Origin of the sequence: Streptomyces sp. NRRL S-1813 (assembly GCF_000719605.1) — a bacterium.
GTDB classification, from domain to species: Bacteria; Actinomycetota; Actinomycetes; order Streptomycetales; family Streptomycetaceae; genus Streptomyces; species Streptomyces decoyicus.
Window position 1 is genome coordinate 100,990 of sequence record NZ_JOHB01000003.1, and the last position, 18,995, is coordinate 119,984.

The following is an 18,995-nucleotide window of genomic DNA, read 5'->3' on the forward strand; positions in this document are numbered from 1 at the left end:
GACCACCTGCACCATGACTGCCGCCGGCCACCGCCGCGAACACGATCTGCTCGGCGATCGCGAGATACCCGCCGACGCCTACTGGGGCGTGCACACCCTGCGGGCCGTGGAGAACTTCCCCATCACCGGTACGCCGATCTCCACCTACCCGCACCTGATCAATGCGCTCGCCGCCGTCAAGGAAGCCGCGGCCCGGGCCAACGAAGACCTGGGGCTGCTCGATCCGGAGCGGGCCGACGCCATCGCCGACGCCTGCCGGGAGATCCGGGCCGGCGGGCCGTTGCACGACGAGTTCATCGTCGATGTCATCCAGGGCGGTGCCGGTACGTCGACGAACATGAACGCCAACGAGGTGATCGCCAACCGGGCGCTGGAGATCCTGGGGCACGCCAAGGGCGACTACCACCGTCTGCACCCCAACGAGCATGTCAACCTCAGCCAGTCGACGAACGACGTCTACCCGACGGCCGTCAACGTCGCCACGATCATCGCCGTACGGGAACTCCTCGAGGCGATGACCGTGCTGCGCGAGGCCTTCGCCGCCAAGGCCGAGGAGTTCCGCGACATCCTCAAGATGGGGCGCACCCAGCTCCAGGACGCGGTGCCGATGACCCTCGGCCAGGAGTTCTCGGCGTACGCGGTGATGCTGGAGGAGGACCAGAGCCGGCTGGCGGAGGCCGTCCTGCTCATCCACGAGATCAACCTCGGCGCCACCGCCATCGGCACCGGCCTCAACGCCCCCAAGGGCTACGCCGAAGCGGCGCGCAAGCGCCTGGCCGCCCTGACCGGTCTGCCCCTGGTCACCGCCGCCAACCTCGTCGAGGCCACCCAGGACTGCGGGGCGTTCGTCCATCTGTCGGGTGTCCTCAAGCGCGTCGCCGTCAAGCTCTCCAAGAGCTGCAACGATCTGCGGCTGCTCTCCTCCGGCCCGCGGGCCGGCCTTGCGGAGATCAACCTGCCGCCGGTACAGGCCGGTTCGAGCATCATGCCCGGCAAGGTCAACCCGGTGATCCCCGAGGTCGTCAACCAGGTCGCCTTCGAGGTCATCGGCAACGACGTCACCATCACCATGGCCGCCGAGGCGGGCCAGCTCCAGCTCAATGCCTTCGAGCCGGTGATCCTGCACTCCCTCTCGGAGAGCATCACCCACCTCGGGGCCGCCTGCCGCACCCTCGCCGAGCGCTGTGTCGCGGGCATCACCGCCAACACCGAGACGCTGCGCGCAAGCGTGGAGAACTCCATCGGGCTGGTCACCGCCCTCAACCCGCACATCGGCTACACCGCGGCCACCGCGATCGCCAAGGAGGCCCTCGCCACCGGACGCGGCGTTGCCGAACTGGTCCTGGAACAGGGGCTGCTCCCGGCCGACCGGCTCGCCGCCCTGCTGCGCCCGGAGGAAATCGCCGGCACGGGCGGGGACGTGCTCGCCGTCTGAGCCGCGGCGGACCCGGGACCGGGACGGTCCCCGACGGGCCGGGCCGGCGCCCCCTCGGGGTGCCGGCCCGGCCTTGGCCGTGGACCCGGCCGTTACGGTGCGCGGCGCGGGGTCAGCCGATCGGTTCCGGCATCGGAACGACGTCGTAGGCGAGCGTGATGACATTGCCGGTCGCCGGGTCGGCGAGTTCGACGCGCCAGCGGGCCGCGAACTGGTCGACGCCCTCGCGCATCGGGATCGTCCCCGAGATCAGGACCGTGCCGGGCCGCAGCTCGCCGCGCTCGCGCAGGACCTCGGTCCAGTAGCCGGGCGGGAGCAGCTCGCCCGCCGTACCGTCCTGGACGAGGAGCTCCTCGCCGCCGCCGACAGGGGTCACCCAGGCGCGCAGGGTCAGGGTGTCGAGGCGGTCGGCGACCTCGGCCAGGCGCCATGCCGTGCGGGCGAGCACATCGGGCCCGGCGTTCTTGCTCCAGGCCACGCCGTGCGCCTCCAGTGCGCGGTCGGTGTGGTCGCAGGCCGCGGTGAGCAGCAGATCTCCGGTGTCGTCCACGACGAGCGCCCACTCCGCCTCGCCCGAGGTACGGGCGTGCTGGACCGGCACCCGGGTGGTCTGCTGACCCAGGTATGGCGCGACGGGGTAGAGGGCAGGGGTGGTGGACGGTGCGGGCACGCCGAGTTCGGCCAGTTCCGCGACATGGGCGGCCACATCGTCCTGGCTGCGGCCGGCGTAACCGGCGTTGAGCAGGCTCACGGCCGCTCGGCGGATTCGTCTTCGGGCGGCTCGGGGATGTCATCGGCCGCAAGAAGGTGCTGGTGGCGACGCTGATGCTGATCGGTACCGCGACCCTGCTGATCGGCCTGCTGCCCACCCAGGCCGCCATCGGCCCGGCCGCGCCGGTCCTGCTGGTCCTGCTGCGCTTCGCCCAGGGCGTCGGGGTCGGCGGCGAGTGGGGCGGCGCCGTGCTGCTGACCAGTGAGTACGGGGACTCCCGCAGGCGCGGCTTCTGGGCATCGGCGGCGCAGATCGGCCCGCCCGTCGGAAATCTGATGGCCAACGGCGTGCTGGCGGCCCTCGGCTCGCTGCTGTCCGAGCAGCAGTTCCTGGCCTGGGGCTGGCGGATCGCCTTTCTGCTCTCCGGTGTCCTGGTGGTCTTCGGGCTGTGGATCCGGGTGCGGCTGGAGGAGACCCCGGTCTTCCGGGCCATGCAGGCGAGCGGCGACCGGCCCGCGGCGCCGGTCCGCGAGGTGTTCACGACCCAGCCGCGGGCCCTGGTGGCCGCGATCCTCAGCCGGGTGGCGCCGGACGTGCTCTATGCGATGTTCACCGTCTTCGTCCTCACCTATGCGACCGAGCAGCTGGGGCTGCCCCGCGGGCAGGCGCTGGCGGCCGTACTGATCGGCTCGGCGTTGCAGATCGTGCTGATCCCGCTGGCCGGGGCGCCGTCGGACCGCTGGAACCGGCGCCGGATGTATCTCGGCGGTGCGGTCGCGGCGGCGGCGTGGCCGTTCGTGTTCTTCCCCATGGCGGACACCGGTTCCTGGGGGCTGCTGGTGCTGGGGGTCGTGGTGGCACTGGCGATCCACTCCCTGCTGTACGGGCCGCAGGCCGCATTCGTCGCCGAGCAGTTCACCCCGAGGTTGCGCTACACCGGCTCCTCACTGGCGTACACACTCGCCGGGGTGATCGGCGGGGCCGTGGCGCCGCTGCTGTTCACCGCGCTGCTGGGCTCGTTCGGCAGCTGGCTGCCACTGGCGCTGTACCTGGCCGGGACCGCCGTGGTCACCATCGTGGGCGTGCTGCTGGGGCGGGATCCGGCGCACGATGAGGACGAGGAGTACGCCCGCCTGGCGAAGGGCACCGGGCAGTCGCCGGGGAGGATGGTGCGGGGAGCACCCGGCCGCTGAGACGGCCGCCCGGCACCGGGTCCCGAAGGCACCGAAGGCACGAGAGAAGAGAGATCCGTATGCGCATCGCGCTGTGCCAGATGACCGCATCGACCGATCCGAAGGAGAACCTCGCGTACGTCCAGGACCAGGTCCGTCGCGCGGCGCGCGAGGGGGCCCGGCTGACGGTCCTTCCCGAGGCGGCCATGGTGCGGTTCGGGGTACCGCTCGCGCCGGTGGCCGAGCCGCTGGACGGGCCGTGGGCCGAGGGGGTGCGAGCGGTTGCCCGGGAGACGGGGGTGACCGTGGTGGCCGGCATGTTCACCCCCGCGTCCGGCGGGCGGGTCGCCAACACCCTGCTGGCCACCGGCCCCGAGGTCGAGGAGTCCTACGACAAGATCCATCTGTATGACGCCTTCGGATTCCGGGAGTCCGACACGGTCGCCCCGGGCAACCGGGTGGTCACCATCGATGTCGACGGTGTCCGGGTGGGCCTGGCGACGTGTTACGACCTGCGGTTCCCGGAGCTCTTCCGGGCGCATGCGGACGCAGGGGCGACGGTGTCGTTGCTGCCCGCTTCCTGGGCCGCGGGGCCGGGCAAGCGCGCGCAGTGGGATCTGCTGGTGCGGGCGCGCGCCCTGGACGCGACGGTCTGGCTCGCGGCCGTCGACCAGGCCGCCCCGGACCCGCAGGTCGATCCGGAGGCCCCCGCCGAGGCACCGAACGGCGTCGGGCACACCGCACTGATCGGCCCCGACGGCACCGTCCGCGCCCAGCTGGGCAGCGCGCCCGATCTGCTGGTCGGGGACGTGGACACCGAGGAGACCGCGCGGATCCGGCGGGCCGTGGCGGTGCTGGACAACCGGCAGTTGTAGCCCCGCCCCGCGAGGTCAAGCGGCCAGGAGGATGCGCTGGGTCGCCTGGATGTGGCTGTCGATGGCCGCACAGGCGGCCTTGGCATCCCCGGCCACCAAGCCGTCGAGGATCCGGCGGTGTTCGGCGAGCACATCGTCCTGGCGGTTGCCCGAGCGGTAGAGGGCGAGGACGCCGGCCCGGATCTGACGGCTGCGCAGGGCGTCGTACTGGCGGCTCATCAGGGTGTTGCCGACGGCGGCGACGAGGGTCGCGTGGAAACGGTGGTCGGCGGCGATGAACTCCTTGGTGGAGTCCTCGCCCCGCAGGGTGTCCTGGTGGGCCAGGATGTCGGCCATCTCGTCGACGGGTGCGGTGCCTCGGTCGGTCGTGCGCTCCGCGGCGAAGCGCTCGATCAGGCCGCGCATCTCCATCAGCTCCCGGATCTCGCGGCCGGACAGCGGGGCGATATGCGCCCCGCGCTTGGGGACCAGCCGCACCAGATCCTCGGCGGCAAGCAGCAGCAGGGCCTCGCGGATCGGGGTGCGGGAGACACCGATCCGGTCCGCGATCTCCTGCTCGGACAGGAACCGGTCCTGCATCTCCGGGTCGGTCAGCACGCTCTCCTTGAGATACGCGTAGGCCTTCTCACGCCCCGACTGCATCGCCCGCTCTCCCCTGCGCCACTGGAAACTGCATACAACCCGTATGCGCAGGCTACATGGTGGGCGACCGCCGCGACGCGCGGTGCTCACCGTTCCTGACGGGCCGCCAGGTGTCCCCGGGCGCGGCCGCTGCCCCGCACCGCCGGGGCCCCGGGGGGGGAGCGTCAGTGGCCGGTCGAACGGGCCGCGGTGCGGCACACCGGAACCGCTCACACGTCGGTACGGATCACCACCTCCAGGGTGCGCGGGCCGTGCACGCCCTCCACCCGCTCCAGCTCGATGTCGGAGGTGGCCGAAGGGCCGCTGATCAGTGTGGTCGGATGCTCCGGCACGAGCTCCGCCAGCGCCTCCGGCACGCCGGTCCGCACCGACGACAGGTCGACGACGCACACATGCAGGTCGGGGACGAGGGTCAGCGCGCGCCGTCCCTGGTCCGCCGCGGCGCCGTCCAGGAAGATCGTGCCGGTCTCGGCGCAGCTGACGGCGGAGGCCGTCACCACCCCGTCCAGCACGTCGAGCCGGGGCGCCGGAAGGTCCGGGGAGTCGGTGCGGATCTCCACGTCGTACCCGGCCAGCCAGGCCGGGTCGAGCCCCGGAGGGACCCCGATCTTCCGTGCCCCGCGCGCCCGGAGCACCTCGGCGATCACCGTCGCGGTGGCACCGGCCGTGCAGGTGCGCACCTGCGCCTTGTAGTCGACGAGCCGGTCGACGAAGAGGGCGAGCCGCTCCCCGTCAAGGAGGGTCCGGCCGGTGCGGTAGCCGCGGGGGACGGTCACCTCGGGCCGGTCGGAGCGGGCCAGCGCGTCCTGGACGCGTCGGAGCACCGTCTCCCGTGCGGTCGTGGTCACTGCGCCTCCTGCGGATCGTCGTCGGTGTGCCGTGCGCCTTCCTCCGCCGCCGCCCGCATCGTGGCCGCGCCCTCGGCGGAGGCGAACCAGGAGCGGAAGGACTGCTGGGGCGGGGCCGGAGTGTCGCGGCTGTCGCTCCAGCCCTGGAACGGCGGGGGCAGACGGGAGAACGTGCCGTCGCGGCCCGCCAGTACGCGCCCGAGTCCCGCCGTCCTCTGTGCGGCCGTGAACAGCTTCGGCCGCTTCATGACCGCGGCGGCGGCCTTCATCGCCAGCCCCTCCGCGGTCGTGCCGGACTCCTCGGTGTGCTGGTGCCGCAGCTCGACCAGCAGCGACGGAATGTCGATCTTCACCGGGCAGGCGTCGAAGCAGGCTCCGCACAGACTGGAGGCGTACGGAAGCGAGCTGTTGGGGTCGTCCTCGGCGGCGTGCATACCGGCGAGCTGCGGGGTGAGCACCGCGCCGATCGGGCCGGGGTAGGTCGATCCGTAGGCGTGGCCGCCGGTCCGCTCGTACACCGGGCAGACATTGAGGCAGGCCGAGCAGCGGATGCAGTTGAGCGCCTCGCGCCCGATCGTGTCCGCGAGCGCCGCCGTCCGCCCGTTGTCGAGCAGCACGAGGTGGAACTCCTGCGGACCGTCGCCCGGCGTCACGCCCGTCCACAGCGAGGTGTACGGGTTCATCCGCTCACCGGTCGAGGAGCGCGGGAGCAGCTGGAGGAAGACCTCCAGGTCCTGGAAGCGCGGCAGCACCTTCTCGATGCCCATGACGGTGATCAGCGTCTGGGGCAGGGTCAGGCACATCCTGCCGTTGCCCTCGGACTCGACCACGGACAGGGTGCCGGTCTCGGCGATCCCGAAGTTGGCGCCGGAGACGGCCACCTTGGCCGTCATGAACTTCTCGCGCAGATACGCACGTGCCACGGCGGCCAGTTCGGCGGGGGCGGCGCCCAGCGCGGGGTCGACGCCGGGGATCCGGCGGAGGAAGATCTCCCGGATCTCGTCGCGGTTGCGGTGGATCGCGGGGACCAGGATGTGCGAAGGACGGTCGTCGGCGAGCTGCACGATCAGCTCGGCCAGGTCGGTTTCCAGGGCGGCGATCCCCTGGCTCTCCAGGTGCTCGTTGAGGCCGATCTCCTGGGTGGCCATCGACTTGACCTTGAGGACCTCGTCGCCGCCGGTCCGCCTGACCAGCCGGGTGACGATCTCGTTCGCCTCGACGCCGTCGCGCGCCCAGTGGACGGTGCCGCCGTGTTCGGTGACCTTCCGCTCCAGCTGCTCCAGCAGTTCGGGCAGCCGGTTCATGGTGTCGGTCTTGATCGCGGAGCCGGCGTCGCGCAGTTGCTCCCAGTCGGGCAGTTCACCGGTGACGTCCAGGCGCTTGGCGCGGATGGAGTGGGTGGCCCTGCCCAGGTTGCGGCGCAGCTGCTCGTTGCCCAGCTCGTCCTGGGCCGCCTCGGGGAAGGTGCGCTCGCCGCGCAGATGGCCCGTCCCGTACGGGGAGCGCGGGGGGACGGCCGGCATGCCGAGGAAGGTGCCACGCGTCGAGGGGCCGGTCGGCATGCTCATCGGGCGGCCTCCGTCAGGGCGTACGGCGCGGTGCGGGTGGACGCGAGGATCTGCGCCAAGTGCAGGGTCCGCGTACCGGACTTGATGCGTGAGAGGCCGCCGCCGATGTGCATCAGACAGGACGAGTCGCCCGCGGTGCACACCTCGGCGCCGGTGCCGGCGATGTGGTCCATCTTGTCCCGCAGCATCGCGGAGGACGTGCCGGCGTTCTTGACCGCGAAGGTGCCGCCGAACCCGCAGCATGCGTCGGCCTCGGGAAGTTCCACCAGGTCGATGCCCTCGACGGCGCGCAGCAGCCGCAGCGGCTTCTCGCCGACCCGCAGCATCCGCAGCGAATGGCAGGTGGGGTGGTAGGTCACCCGGTGCGGGAAGTACGCGCCGACGTCGGTCGCGTCGAGAACGTCGACGAGGAACTCGGACAGCTCGTACGTCTTCGTCTTCACGCCGGCGACCCCGGCGCGCAGCGCGGCGTCCCCGTACCGGTCGGCGACGATCTCGTGCTGATGACGGACCGAGCCCGCACACGACCCGGACGGCATCACCACCGCCTCGATCGACGGGTCGCCGAACTGCTCGGCGAAGTTCCGCACCAGCGGCACCGGCTCCCGCTGATAGCCGGTGTTGACGTGCATCTGGCCACAGCAGGTCTGCTGCGGCGGGAACACCACGTCATGCCCCAGACGGGCCAGCAGGACCGCGGTGGATTTCACCGCTTCCGGGAAGAGCGTGTCTCCCAGGCAGGTGGCGAAGAGCGCGATGCGCATGGAACCTCCCTCGCTTATGGTCCGACCATACTCGCTTCGGACCGACGAAGAAAAGTAAGGGCGCAGTTTGGTCCGACCTTATTGACATGCGACATCTTCAATGGGCTACTGAGGGCCGATTCTCAGCCACCGGGCGCGCCGCCCTCGCCGGGAACGGGACATTCCGACAGGCCGGACGGCGCGCAGAACTCGATGACTCGATGAGGAGCACTCCGTGGCCACCACACCACCCGCCGCCCTGGCGGCCTACACCCCCGACGTGGCCGCCGTCGGGGACAGCCTCACCGCCACCGCGCTACTGGGTCTGGTCCCCCTGGCGACCTTCTTCGTGCTGCTGATGGCGGCCCGGCGCCCCGCGCTGCACTCCGCCCTCGGCGCCCTGCTGGCCGCGCTGCTGGTCGCGGTCCTCGGCTACGGGATGCCCCTCCAGCTCGGCGTTCTGTCCGCCACCCAGGGGCTGGCCTTCGGCCTCTTCCCGGTGATGCTGATCGTCGTGTCGGCCATCTGGTTCTACGAACTCACCGTGGCCGGCAACCGCTTCGAGGATCTGCGCCGCTCCTTCAACTCCGTCGGCCGCGGCGATCTGCGCATCCAGGCCATGCTCATCGCGTTCTGCTTCGGCGGACTCCTCGAAGCCCTCGCCGGGTTCGGCGCCCCCGTCGCGATCACCGCCGCCATGCTGATGGCGCTCGGGCTGCCGCGGCTCACCTCGGCCGTGACCGTCCTGGTCGCCAACACCGCGCCCGTCGCCTTCGGCGCCATGGCCATCCCCATCACCACCGCGGGCACCCTCACCGGCATACCGGCCGAGGACCTCGCCGGCGTCATCGGCCGTCAGAGCCCGCTGCTCGCCCTCTTCGTCCCGCAGCTCCTGCTCTTCCTCGTCGACGGGCGCCGCGGGCTGCGCCAGCTGTGGCCCATCGCCCTGGTCACCGGGGCGGTGTTCGCCCTCGCCCAGTTCTGGTGCTCGGCCCACTTCGCGTACGAGCTCACCGATGTCGTCGCCGCGCTCGCCGGTTTCGGCGCCGCCGTGATCATGCTGCGCTTCTGGTCCCCCACGACACCGGACGACCAGCGCTCCCTGGTCGAGGCCGAACCGCTCACCGGCCGCCGCGTCTCCCTCGCCGTCCTGCCGTACGTCCTGGTGATCGCGGTCTTCGCGCTCGCCAAGCTCCACCTCGGCGCACTCGACGTGCCCAAGCTGCTCGGCGCCCTCACCCTCCAGCTCAACTGGCCCGGCCTGTACGGCAATCTCCTGGCCGCCGACGGCTCCCCCGCGGGCAGCGCGGTCTACAAACTGGAGGTCCTGGGCAATCCCGGCACCCTGCTACTCCTCTCCGGCCTCCTCGTGATGCTGATCTACAGCCGCGCGAAGGACTCCGACCGCTTCCCGATGAGCGCACGCATCGGACTGTCCTGCGCCGGGCGCACCCTGCGGAACATGCGGACCGCCATCGCCACGGTCGCCACCGTGCTGGCCCTGAGCTACGTCATGAACCAGTCGGGACAGACCCTCGCCATCGGCACCTGGCTCGCCGCCACCGGCGGCTTCTTCGCCGTGCTCTCCCCGGTCCTCGGCTGGCTCGGCACCGCCGTCACCGGCTCGGACACCTCGTCGAACGCCCTGTTCGCCACGCTCCAGCAGACCGCGGGCAAGGCCGCGGGCATCGACCCGACCCTGCTGGTGGCCGCCAACACCACCGGCGGCGTCGTCGGCAAACTCATCAGCCCGCAGAACCTGACCATCGCGGCGACCGCCGTGGAACAGCCTGGCACCGAGCGGATCCTGCTGCGCAAGGTCGCCGGATACAGCGTCGCGATGCTGGCGGTCCTGTGCGTCCTGGTCGCGCTCCAGTCGCTTCCGGTGCTGTCCTGGATGCTGCCGTAGGGGAACGGGCGAGGAGGGGGCGGAGCGGGCCCGCCCCCTCATGCCGGTCCTGTCCCGGTTCCGCCTACGGGCCTGGGACTCGGCCGCCCTGCCGACTCAGCCTTCCCGGCCTTCCCGACCCACCTCGTCCGCCGTGCCTGCCTGCTCCACCTGGGGCTTCTCATCGACCAACGTGCCATGGAAACCACGGATATGCGCCTCGACCAGGTCGGCCGCCTTCGCGCCCTTGCCCGCACGCACCAGACGCAGCAGTTCGGTGTGCTCGGCGTTCAGCGCACCCGCCGTGGCCGGCCAGTCCTCCGCCGTCTCCAGCGCCCGCAGGATCAGCGGACGCACCGACTCCCGTACGGCCGAAGTGAGCGTGGAGGTGAGCTGATTGCCCGAGCTACGGGCGATGGCGACATGGAACCGGGTGTCCAGGTCGTTGAAATCGGCGACGCCCACCTCGGGCTCCTGCATACGCACCAGGAGCGCTTCGGCCTCGTCGAGGTCCTCCGCCGGAGCGTGTTCCGCGGCCGCCTCGAAACTGGAACGCTCCAGCACCACCCGGGCCTCCAGCACGTCGTGCAGGCTGTAGCTCCCCAAGGCGAAGTGCAGGCGCAGCAGCCGGCCGAGCGCGTCGTCCGGGTTCCGTACGATCCGCGCCCCCGCGTCCGGCCCGCGGCCCGCCTGCGCGACCAGCACCCCGATCGTCTCCAGCACCCGCAGCGCCTCGCGCAGCGCGGACCGGCTGACGCCGAGTACCGGTGCCAGCTCGCGCTCGGGCGGCAATCGGTCCCCCGCCTTGAGCTCTCCCGCGAGCACCCGTTCCTCGATGCGCTCCAGCACGAGCTCATGTGTGCGCGACTGCCGCACAGGTCGCCATTCGGCAGACATCCACCACTCCCCGGCTCGGCCCCGTGCTCCCTTGCCAAAACTATGTCACACAGGGCGTGTGGTCGGACCATATGGCCGGGGCTCAGAGCGTTTGTTCCGCCGGTCGGGCCATGCAACCCCTCAGCGGCCCCTGAGGAACAAATCAGGCACGCTCCCCCTCCAGGTGGTCGGTGACCCAGTGGTGGAAGGCGCCGATGTGGTGCTCGCTGGGTACCAGGACCCCGCCGGCGCGGTAGGCGCGGGAGCTCATGGCCGGCTGGGTGCGTTCGCAGGCGTCGAAGTCCTGGGTGTTGACGCGGTGGAAGAGCTCGACGGACTTGGAGACATCGGCACCGGAGTCGACGACCTCGGGCAGATACAGCCAGTCGCATTCGACGACGGTGCGGTCCGGGGCCATCGGGAACATCCGGTGGACGATGACATGGTCCGGGACGAGGTTGACGAACACCTGCGGCCGGACGGTGATCGCGTAGTAGCGGCGGTCCTGGGTGTCCTCGATGCCGGGGAGCCGGCCGAAGCCGTCGGTGCCGTCCACGGTGAATCCGGTGGCCTCGTCGGCGAAGGACGCACCGTGCCCGACGTAGTACTGGGCGGCGAAACCGTCGGCGAACTCCGGGAGCACCTCGGTGAGTTCGGGGTGGATGGTGCCGCAGTGGTAGCACTCCATGAAGTTCTCGATGATGAGCTTCCAGTTGGCGCGCACGTCATAGGTGAGGCGCTTGCCGAGGGCGAGTCCTTCGGTGCGGTAGCGGTCGAGGGAGGCGGCGTCCCCCAGCCGCTCGACGGCCGCGCCGATCACCGAGTCCTCGAAGGAGGGCGGCTCGTCGGCCAGGCACACCCAGGCGTAGCCGAGCCATTCGCGGAGGGGGACGGTGACCAGTCCCCGTTCGGTGCGGTCGATGTCCGGCATCTTCTGGAGGTTGGGGGCGGCCACCAGGCGGCCGTCGAGGTCGTAGGTCCAGGCGTGATAGGGGCACTGGAGGTTGCGGCGGACCTCGCCGGACTCCTCGGTGCACAGCTGTGCGCCGCGGTGTCGGCAGATGTTGAGGAAGGCGCGCAGCTCGCCGCCGCGGTTGCGGGTGATCAGTACGCTCTCCCGGCCGACCCGGACCGTACGGAAGGCGCCGGGCTTCTCCAGGTCGGCGCTGCGTACCGCGCAGAACCACAGCCGCTCGAAGATCTTCTCCTGCTCCTGGCGGAAGATGTCGGGGTCGGTGTAGTGGTGCCCGGCGAGGGTGGCGATCAGGCTCGGGGAGGTACCGGCCGTGGGGGTGGAGGCCGCGGGGGTGGAGGCCGGGGCCGGTGCGGACTCGGTGTGGGTGGTCGTCATGGCGGTCTCCTCAAGCGGCCGCGGCAGCGGGCCGGCGCGGGTCGAAAAGCTCGATGGGGTGCGCGGTGGCCCCGGTCAGCGCGAGATCGGCGACGATCTCCCCGACCACGGGGACGAACTTGAAGCCGTGTCCGGAGAATCCGCAGGCGACGGTCACGGTCTCCGGGTGTGCGGGGTGCCGGGTGATCACGAAGTGCTCGTCGGGGGTGTTGGAGTACATGCAGGTGGCGGCCTTGAGGAAGCGGCCGGGCAGGGCAGGGATGCGCGGGCTCATCTGGTCGGCCATGGCACGCACCTCGTGGTCGTGCACGGTGCGCTCGATGGTCTCCGGTGTGCAGACGGTGCCCCTGCGGAAGAAGGCGACCTTCGCGCCGCCGTCGGGGCCGTCGATCGACGGGAAGCCGTAGACCTGGACGCCCTGCGCGTCCTCCCAGATGTAGATCGGGTGCCGCTCGGGGACGAAGGGCGCGGTGCCGCCGTCGGGGGCGAACCAGTACATGACCTGCCGTTCGATGGTGAACGGCACACCCAGGTCGGTGAGCAGCTGGGGCGCCCAGGCTCCCGGGCAGATCACCAACTGCCCCGCGGTGTAGGTGTTCTCGGGAGTGTGGACGCGGACCCCGGCGCCGCCGGGCAGCTCCTCCCAGCGGGTGACCGGCTCCTCGAAGTGCAGCTCGGCGCCGTCCTGGGTGGCGAGCTGGACATGTGCGGCGACGGTGTACTCCGGCCGGACCAGGCCCGCCCGTGCCTCGTACAGCGCGACCTCGTCCTCGGCGGGGGTGAGCGTCGGGAAGCGGCGGCGGATCTCCTTGGGGTCGAGCATCTCGTGCGGGAGGTCCCACCGGCGGGCGGATTCCAGGCTGCCGCGGACGGTGCGGCTGTCGGGGCGGCCGATCATCACCCCGCCGCAGAGGGTGGCGATCTCCCGGCCGCTGTCCCGCTCCAGCTTCTCGTACAGCTCGTAGGAGCGCAGCAGCAGCGGTACGTAGGCGGGGTCCTCGAAGTAGGACTGCCGGGTGATACGGGAACCGCCGTGGCTGGAGCCCCGGTTGTGCACCGGGCCGAACTTCTCCAGGCCCAGGACCCGGGCACCGCGGGCGGCGAGGTGGTGGGCGGCGGCGCTGCCCATGCCGCCGAGGCCGAGGACGATGACGTCGTAGGTGGGAGCCATGCGGTTGCTCCTTCTGCGTACGGAGGGCGGGGAGCGGATCACGGGGTCACGGGGTCACGGACCGGCCTACCTGCGGATACGCTCCATCTGCGGATCGAAGAGGGGCTCTTGGGCGACGGTCGCGGGGATCTTCTCACCGAAGTACTCGATGTGCACGGCGGTACCGGGGGCCGCCGCGGCGGCCGGCAGCCAGGCGTAGGCGATGCCCCGGCCGAGGGTGTAGCCGTAGGCGGCGGAGGTGACGTAGCCGGCCGGCCGGCCGTCGACGTGGACCGGTTCCTTGCCGAGGACGACGGCATCGGGGTCGTCGAGGGTGAGGCAGCTGAGCTTGCGCGCCGCGGTCCCCTCGCTTCGGCCCTCCAGTGCGTCGCGGCCGAGGAAATCGCCCTTGGCGGGGCGGACGGCGAAGCCGACGCCGGCCTCGTACGGGTTGTGCTCGGTGGTCATGTCATGGCCCCAGGCGCGGTAACCCTTCTCCAGGCGAAGGCTGTTGAAGGCGCTGCGCCCGGCGGCGATCACCCCGTGCTCCCGGCCCGCCTCCCAGAGCGTGTCCCACAGCCGCAGCCCCATATCGGCCGTGGTGTACAGCTCCCAGCCGAGTTCCCCGACGTAACTGAGGCGCATCGCGGTGACCGGTACATGACCGAGGTAGGTGTGCCTGGCCTTGAAGTAGCCGAAGGCCTGGTGGGAGAAGTCGTCGCGGGTGAGCGGCTGGACCAGGTCGCGGGCGAGCGGGCCCCAGACGCCGATGCAGCAGGTGCCGGAGGTGATGTCACGGACCTGGACCCCCTCGTCCGGGGCGTGCCTCAGCAGCCAGTCGAGGTCGGATCCGCTGTTGGCGCCGACCTGGAAGCGGTCCGGGGCAAGCCGGGCGACGGTGAGGTCGGAGCGGATGCCGCCGGTCTCGTCCAGGAGCAGGGTGTAGGTGACCGCGCCCGGCTTCTTGGCGAGATTGTTGCTGGTCATGCGCTGGAGGAAGGCGAGGGCGCCGGGCCCGGTGACCTCCAGCCTGCGCAGCGGGGTCATGTCGTACAGGGCGACCTTTTCGCGGGTGGCCCTGGCTTCGGCGGCGGCGATCGGCGACCAGTAGCGCGCCGACCAGGCGTCACGCTCGGGGAGCCGGAGCCCCTCCGCGAGCGGGGCGTTGGCCTCGTACCAGTGCGGGCGCTCCCAGCCACCGCCCTCCAGGAAGTACGCGCCGAGCTCCTGCTGCCGCGCGTAGAAGGGGCTGGTGCGCAGCGGCCGCGGCTGCTCCATGGGCTGTAGCGGGTGGATGACGTCATAGACCTCGATGAAGCTCTGGGCGCCGCGGTCGGCGATATAGGCGGGCGAGCGCTGGGCGTCCTCGAAGCGGTAGAGGTCGCATTCGTGGATGTCGGTCGCGGGCCGGCCGTCCGTCATCCATTCTGCGACGGCCTTGGCGACGCCCGCGGAGTGGGTGACCCAGACCGCCTCGGCCAGCCAGAATCCCCGCAGTGCACGGGACTCGCCGAGGACCGGCATCCCGTCGGGGGTGAAGGAGAAGACACCGTTGAAGCCCTCGGACACCCGCGAGGCGCCCAGCGCGGGCAGCAGTCCGACACTGTCCTGCCAGCTCGGTGCGAAGTCGTCCTCGGTGAAGGGCAGCGAGGACGGCATGACGGGAGCCTCGTCGAAGGCGGGAAGGGTGAAGGGGTCGACGGGCATCGGACGGTGGGCGTAGGAGCCGATGCCGATCCGGTCGGTGTGCTCGCGGAAGTAGAGGTCGCGGTCCTGGAAGCGCAGGATCGGCTTGCTCGCCTCCATACGGGAATCGTTGACGCCGTCGAGCTCGGGCAGCGGCTCGGTGGTCGCGTACTGGTGGGCCAGCGGCAGCAGCGGTACGTCCACCCCGGCCATCGCTCCGATCACCGGGCCCCAGAAGCCGGCGGCCGAGACGACATGGTCGGCGGGGAAGGTGCCGCGGTCGGTGACGACGCCGGTGACGCGGCCGTCCTCCTGCTCGATTCCGGTGACGGTGTGCCGCTCCAGGAAGCGGGCGCCGCGGCTCTCGGCCCGTGCGATCTGCGCGCGGCAGGCGAGCACCGCGCGGGCCAGGCCGTCGTCGGCGGTGTGGAAGCCGCCGTGGAGCTTGGTCTCGTCCAGCATCGGCCAGAGCTGCTTGCACTGCTGCGGGGTGAGCAGTTCACCGCGTACGCCCCAGGAGGCGGCAAGTCCGGCCTTGCGGTGCAGATCGGCCCAGCGGGCCTCGGTGGTGGCGACCTCCAGGCCGCCGACCGGGTGGAAGCAGGGCAGCCCGTCCACCTCCAGGGAGCTGAACTTCCGGACGGTGTAGGCGGCGAACTCCGTCATGGTCTTGGACGGGCCGGTCTGGAAGACCAGGCCGGGTGCGTGCGAGGTGGAGCCGCCGGGGGCCGGCAGCGGGCCCTGTTCGAGGACGGTGACCTCGGTCCAGCCGCGGGCGGTCAGCTCGTCGGCGAGCGAACAGCCGACGATGCCGGCACCGATGACAACCACACGGGAACTGTTTGCGGGCGTGCGGGACATGACCCTCCTCCTGCTGGTCGGGTGGCCGACTGTGGGTGACGCCGTTACAGGAGCACGACGGAGCGCAGTACCCGGCCGTCGCGCATCTTGTCGAATGCGGATTCCACCTCGTCCAGGGCGATCGTCTCGGTGACAAATCCGTCGAGGTCGAGCCGTCCGCTGAGGTAACGGTCGATGAGTACGGGGAAGTCGCGGCTGGGCAGGCAGTCGCCGTACCAGGAGGACTTCAGGGCGCCGCCGCGCGAGAAGAGGTCGATGAGCGGCAGCTCGATGCGCATGTCCGGTTCGGGGACGCCGACCTGGACCAGGGTCCCGGCGAGGTCGCGCATGTAGAAGCCCTGCCGGTAGGTCTCGGGGCGGCCGACCGCGTCGATCACCACATCGGCGCCATGACCGCCGGTGAGTCCCCGGACCGCCTCGATGGGGTCCGTACCACGGGAGTTGACGGTGTGGGTGGCACCGAAGCGGGTGGCACCGTCCAGCTTCCGGTCGTCGATGTCGACCGCGATGATCCGGCGGGCTCCGGCGATCGAGGCACCGGCGATCGCCGCATTGCCGACCCCGCCGCAGCCGATGACGGCGACGGTGTCACCGCTGCCCACCGCCCCGGTGTGCACGGCAGCGCCGTACCCCGCCATCACTCCGCAGCCGATCAGACCGGCGGCTTCGGGGCGGGCGTTGGGGTCCACCTTGACCGCCTGCCCGGCGGCGACCAGGGTCTTCTCGGCGAACGCCCCGATGCCGAGCGCGGCGGCGAGCGGAGTGCCGTCCCGCAGGGTCATCGGCTGGGTGGCGTTGCCCGAGTCGAAGCAGTACCACGGCCGTCCGCGACGACAGGAGCGGCAGTTGCCGCAGGGCGCCCGCCAGGCGAGGACCACGTAGTCACCAGGGGCAAGGCCGGTGACGCCGGGGCCGACGGACTCGATGACACCGGCCGCCTCATGGCCGAGCAGAAAAGGGAATTCGTCGTTGACCGCACCGTCCCGGTAGTGCAGATCGGTATGGCAGACACCGCAGGCCTGCACGGCGACGAGCACTTCTCCCGGGCCGGGATCCGGCACCAGAATCGTCTGAAGCTCGACCGGCGCGCCTTGTTTCGCCGCGACGACGGCATGGACTTCGTGTGGCATGCCCTACCCCTCAGTGTTGCGCACTGCACGACTGGTTGCGCGATGAGAGACATAGTGGGAACGCCGGATCGGCACCGTCAAGAGGTACGGGCCGACTCTTGGTAAAGGACTCGTTACGCCCCTGGGCACAGCTCCGGAGTCAAATCCCCCCGCTCCAGCGGCGCCTCCATTTTCCCGCCTGCCACCAGGTCAACAGGCGTATCCCAGCCGCCGCGACAGCCCCTCGGCCGCGACAGCCGCGCACCTGGCGCCCCCGGGCAGCCGCCCCTCGTCCGGCCGGCGGGCGGGCGCCGGCACACCGGCACCCCGATCACCGATCCGTCGCGCGGGATGCGACGGTCCGGCAATTCCGGGGATCCCTTGACGCATCCGCTCCCCATCGGGATTCTGTTGCGCATAGCGCTTCATCGTGCGCACCGCGAAACTCGATGATACCGATCAGTAACAGGGGGGTCCCGTGATTCCTGTCTGCCCTCTCGCCGACCTGCCGACAGGCGAGTCCGTACGCATCGACACCGCACCGCCGATCGCCGTCTTCCACACCGACGGACAGCTGTACGCCATCGACGACACCTGCACCCACCAGGACGCCTCACTGTCGGACGGCTGGCTGGAAGGCTGCCTGGTCGAATGCCCCCTGCACGCCGCCTCGTTCGATCTCCGCACCGGAGCGCCGACCTGCCTGCCCGCCCGGCGGGCCGTGCGCACCCACCCCGTGACCGTCGACAACGGCATGATCTACGTCCACCACGCCGCCGAGGAGGGCAACGCCGCATGAAGTCGGTCGCTGTCATCGGGGCCTCGCTGGCCGGCCTGTACGCCGCGCGGGCCCTGCGCTCCCAAGGGTTCGACGGACGCCTGGTGATCGTCGGGGACGAGTGCCACGGCCCCTACGACAGGCCGCCGCTGTCCAAGGACTTCCTCACCGGCGCCACCGCCGACCAGGGTCAACTGGCCCTGGCCGACGCCGAGGAGATCGCCGAGCTGGACGCCGAATGGCTGCTGGGCACCCGGGCCACCGGACTCGACACCGGCGGACGCACCGTGCTCCTCGATGGTGGCCGGTCCCTGACCACCGACGGCGTGGTCATCGCCACCGGCGCCACTCCGCGCCTCCTCCCCGGCCCGGCACCCACCGGAGCCCACACCCTGCGCACCCTCGACGACGCCCAGGCGCTGCGCGCGGAGCTGGCCTCGGGCCCGGTCAGGGTGGTGGTGATCGGCGGCGGCTTCATCGGTGCCGAGGTCGCCTCGTCCTGCGCCGCCCTCGGCCACGACGTCACCGTGGTCGAGGCCGCCCCGCTCCCCCTCGTCCCCCAACTCGGCGACACGATGGCCGGGATCTGCTCCGCTCTCCATGCGGACCACGGCGTCACCCTGCTCACCGGGACCGGTGTCGCCCGGCTGCACAGCGGCGGCACCGAGAACCGCGTCACCGGGGTCGAACTGGCCGACGGCCGGCTGCTCCCCGCCGAGGTGGTCGTCATCGGCATCGGCGTACGCCCCAACGCCGCCTGGCTGGCGGACTCCGGACTCCCGCTCGACGACGGGGTGCTGTGCGACGCGGGCTGCGCCACCCCGCTGCCCGCCGTCGTGGCCGTCGGCGACGTCGCCAGGGTGAACGGCACCCGCGCCGAACACTGGACCAGCGCCACCGAACAGGCCGCCGTCGCCGCGCAGAACCTGCTGGCCGGCAGCACCGTCGCGACCCACCGGAACCTGCCGTACTTCTGGTCCGACCAGTACGGCGTACGCCTCCAGTTCGCCGGCCGGCGACTGCCCACGGACACCCCGCGCATCGTCGAAGGCTCCCCCGACGACCGCAGCTTCCTCGCCTGCTACGAACGCGACGGACGCGTGACCGCGGCGCTGGCCCTCAACCGTCCGCGCCCTTTCATGCGCCTCCGCCGCGAAATCGGCCGCGCTCAGGCGGCCACGGCCTGATCTTCGCCCCACGTATGTGGCCTTGCCCACGTTTTCGGCTGTCCCGCCATGGTGTTTGTCGCCGTTGCGGGACAGCCAAAAACGTGGGAAGAAAAGCAACGTGGGCGCGTGGCG

The 18,995-nt window shown here is 71.3% G+C and carries 15 protein-coding genes and 1 pseudogene; 6 read left to right on the forward strand and 10 right to left on the reverse strand.

Annotation, left to right across the window (positions count from 1 at the left end):
- Positions 1–13 precede the first annotated feature (13 nt).
- The gene (gene aspA, locus IF67_RS0107585) at positions 14–1,435 is read left to right on the forward strand and encodes an aspartate ammonia-lyase (protein WP_030983386.1); all 1,422 of its coding nucleotides are present in this window, start codon (positions 14–16) and stop codon (positions 1,433–1,435) included.
- A gap of 112 nt (positions 1,436–1,547) precedes the next feature.
- On the opposite strand, the gene IF67_RS0107590 is transcribed toward aspA, so the two are convergent.
- Entirely contained in the window at positions 1,548–2,186 is a 639-nt protein-coding gene (locus IF67_RS0107590) for a DUF2848 domain-containing protein (RefSeq protein ID WP_234341010.1), read from the reverse strand.
- Here IF67_RS0107590 and IF67_RS0107595 point away from each other — a divergent pair.
- Together IF67_RS0107595 and IF67_RS0107600 are read left to right on the forward strand one after the other, a co-directional pair.
- Positions 2,183–3,292: pseudogene (locus IF67_RS0107595) on the forward strand (MFS transporter); the annotation flags it as partial. The gene IF67_RS0107590 and the pseudogene IF67_RS0107595 overlap by 4 nt on opposite strands.
- 107 nt (positions 3,293–3,399) lie before the next feature.
- Positions 3,400–4,194 (forward strand): carbon-nitrogen hydrolase family protein, encoded by a 795-nt coding sequence (locus IF67_RS0107600; RefSeq protein ID WP_030983391.1) that lies wholly within the window; start codon positions 3,400–3,402, stop codon positions 4,192–4,194.
- A gap of 15 nt (positions 4,195–4,209) precedes the next feature.
- On the opposite strand, the gene IF67_RS0107605 is transcribed toward IF67_RS0107600, so the two are convergent.
- From IF67_RS0107605 to IF67_RS0107620, 4 genes are all read right to left on the reverse strand, one after another.
- Positions 4,210–4,836, reverse strand: a complete 627-nt coding sequence (locus IF67_RS0107605; RefSeq protein ID WP_030983392.1) for a GntR family transcriptional regulator — start codon at positions 4,834–4,836, stop codon at positions 4,210–4,212.
- A gap of 209 nt (positions 4,837–5,045) precedes the next feature.
- The gene (locus IF67_RS0107610; RefSeq protein WP_030983394.1) at positions 5,046–5,684 is read right to left on the reverse strand and encodes a LutC/YkgG family protein; all 639 of its coding nucleotides are present in this window, start codon (positions 5,682–5,684) and stop codon (positions 5,046–5,048) included.
- Complete coding sequence (locus IF67_RS0107615) at positions 5,681–7,252, reverse strand: lactate utilization protein B (RefSeq protein WP_234341011.1); 1,572 nt, start codon at positions 7,250–7,252, stop codon at positions 5,681–5,683. Before IF67_RS0107615 ends, IF67_RS0107610 begins: the two co-directional genes overlap by 4 nt.
- A complete protein-coding gene (locus IF67_RS0107620; RefSeq protein WP_030983398.1) occupies positions 7,249–8,016 on the reverse strand; it encodes a (Fe-S)-binding protein in 768 nt (255 codons plus the stop codon). Before IF67_RS0107620 ends, IF67_RS0107615 begins: the two co-directional genes overlap by 4 nt.
- Positions 8,017–8,230: 214 nt before the next feature.
- Here IF67_RS0107620 and IF67_RS0107625 point away from each other — a divergent pair, with 214 nt between their 5' ends.
- Positions 8,231–9,904: an L-lactate permease gene (locus tag IF67_RS0107625; RefSeq protein ID WP_030983399.1), complete on the forward strand. Its 1,674-nt coding sequence runs from the start codon at positions 8,231–8,233 to the stop codon at positions 9,902–9,904.
- Between the two features lie 96 nt (positions 9,905–10,000).
- On the opposite strand, the gene IF67_RS0107630 is transcribed toward IF67_RS0107625, so the two are convergent.
- The 5 genes from IF67_RS0107630 to IF67_RS0107650 all read right to left on the reverse strand — a co-directional run bounded on the left by IF67_RS0107630 (position 10,001) and on the right by IF67_RS0107650 (position 16,937).
- Positions 10,001–10,780: a FadR/GntR family transcriptional regulator gene (locus IF67_RS0107630; protein WP_030983401.1), complete on the reverse strand. Its 780-nt coding sequence runs from the start codon at positions 10,778–10,780 to the stop codon at positions 10,001–10,003.
- Positions 10,781–10,922: 142 nt separating this feature from the next.
- Positions 10,923–12,110, reverse strand: coding sequence for an aromatic ring-hydroxylating oxygenase subunit alpha (locus IF67_RS0107635; RefSeq protein WP_030983404.1), 1,188 nt, complete (start codon positions 12,108–12,110; stop codon positions 10,923–10,925).
- Between the two features lie 10 nt (positions 12,111–12,120).
- Complete coding sequence (solA, locus tag IF67_RS0107640; protein WP_030983406.1) at positions 12,121–13,281, reverse strand: N-methyl-L-tryptophan oxidase; 1,161 nt, start codon at positions 13,279–13,281, stop codon at positions 12,121–12,123.
- Positions 13,282–13,347: 66 nt separating this feature from the next.
- Positions 13,348–15,807: a GcvT family protein gene (locus IF67_RS0107645; protein WP_030983407.1), complete on the reverse strand. Its 2,460-nt coding sequence runs from the start codon at positions 15,805–15,807 to the stop codon at positions 13,348–13,350.
- A 44-nt stretch (positions 15,808–15,851) separates the two neighbouring features.
- On the reverse strand, positions 15,852–16,937 hold the full coding sequence (locus IF67_RS0107650) for an S-(hydroxymethyl)mycothiol dehydrogenase (RefSeq protein ID WP_030983410.1): 1,086 nt from the start codon (positions 16,935–16,937) through the stop codon (positions 15,852–15,854).
- A gap of 457 nt (positions 16,938–17,394) precedes the next feature.
- Here IF67_RS0107650 and IF67_RS0107655 point away from each other — a divergent pair, with 457 nt between their 5' ends.
- Together IF67_RS0107655 and IF67_RS0107660 are read left to right on the forward strand one after the other, a co-directional pair.
- The gene (locus IF67_RS0107655) at positions 17,395–17,715 is read left to right on the forward strand and encodes a bifunctional 3-phenylpropionate/cinnamic acid dioxygenase ferredoxin subunit (RefSeq protein WP_030983413.1); all 321 of its coding nucleotides are present in this window, start codon (positions 17,395–17,397) and stop codon (positions 17,713–17,715) included.
- Positions 17,712–18,881, forward strand: coding sequence for an NAD(P)/FAD-dependent oxidoreductase (locus tag IF67_RS0107660; protein WP_030983415.1), 1,170 nt, complete (start codon positions 17,712–17,714; stop codon positions 18,879–18,881). The genes IF67_RS0107655 and IF67_RS0107660 overlap by 4 nt, the downstream gene beginning before the upstream one ends.
- The last annotated feature ends 114 nt before the right edge of the window (positions 18,882–18,995 follow it).

Excerpts from the sequence above, each read along its gene's own strand:
- aspA (WP_030983386.1), top strand. The coding sequence starts at position 14 with ATGACTGCCGCCGGCCACCGCCGCGAACACGATCTGCTCGGCGATCGC.
- IF67_RS0107600 (WP_030983391.1), top strand. The coding sequence starts at position 3,400 with ATGCGCATCGCGCTGTGCCAGATGACCGCATCGACCGATCCGAAGGAG.
- IF67_RS0107605 (WP_030983392.1), bottom strand. The coding sequence starts at position 4,836 with ATGCAGTCGGGGCGTGAGAAGGCCTACGCGTATCTCAAGGAGAGCGTG.
- IF67_RS0107615 (WP_234341011.1), bottom strand. The coding sequence starts at position 7,252 with ATGAGCATGCCGACCGGCCCCTCGACGCGTGGCACCTTCCTCGGCATG.
- IF67_RS0107620 (WP_030983398.1), bottom strand. The coding sequence starts at position 8,016 with ATGCGCATCGCGCTCTTCGCCACCTGCCTGGGAGACACGCTCTTCCCG.
- IF67_RS0107630 (WP_030983401.1), bottom strand. The coding sequence starts at position 10,780 with ATGTCTGCCGAATGGCGACCTGTGCGGCAGTCGCGCACACATGAGCTC.
- IF67_RS0107635 (WP_030983404.1), bottom strand. The coding sequence starts at position 12,110 with ATGACGACCACCCACACCGAGTCCGCACCGGCCCCGGCCTCCACCCCC.
- solA (WP_030983406.1), bottom strand. The coding sequence starts at position 13,281 with ATGGCTCCCACCTACGACGTCATCGTCCTCGGCCTCGGCGGCATGGGC.
- IF67_RS0107645 (WP_030983407.1), bottom strand. The coding sequence starts at position 15,807 with ATGTCCCGCACGCCCGCAAACAGTTCCCGTGTGGTTGTCATCGGTGCC.
- IF67_RS0107650 (WP_030983410.1), bottom strand. The coding sequence starts at position 16,937 with ATGCCACACGAAGTCCATGCCGTCGTCGCGGCGAAACAAGGCGCGCCG.
- IF67_RS0107660 (WP_030983415.1), top strand. The coding sequence starts at position 17,712 with ATGAAGTCGGTCGCTGTCATCGGGGCCTCGCTGGCCGGCCTGTACGCC.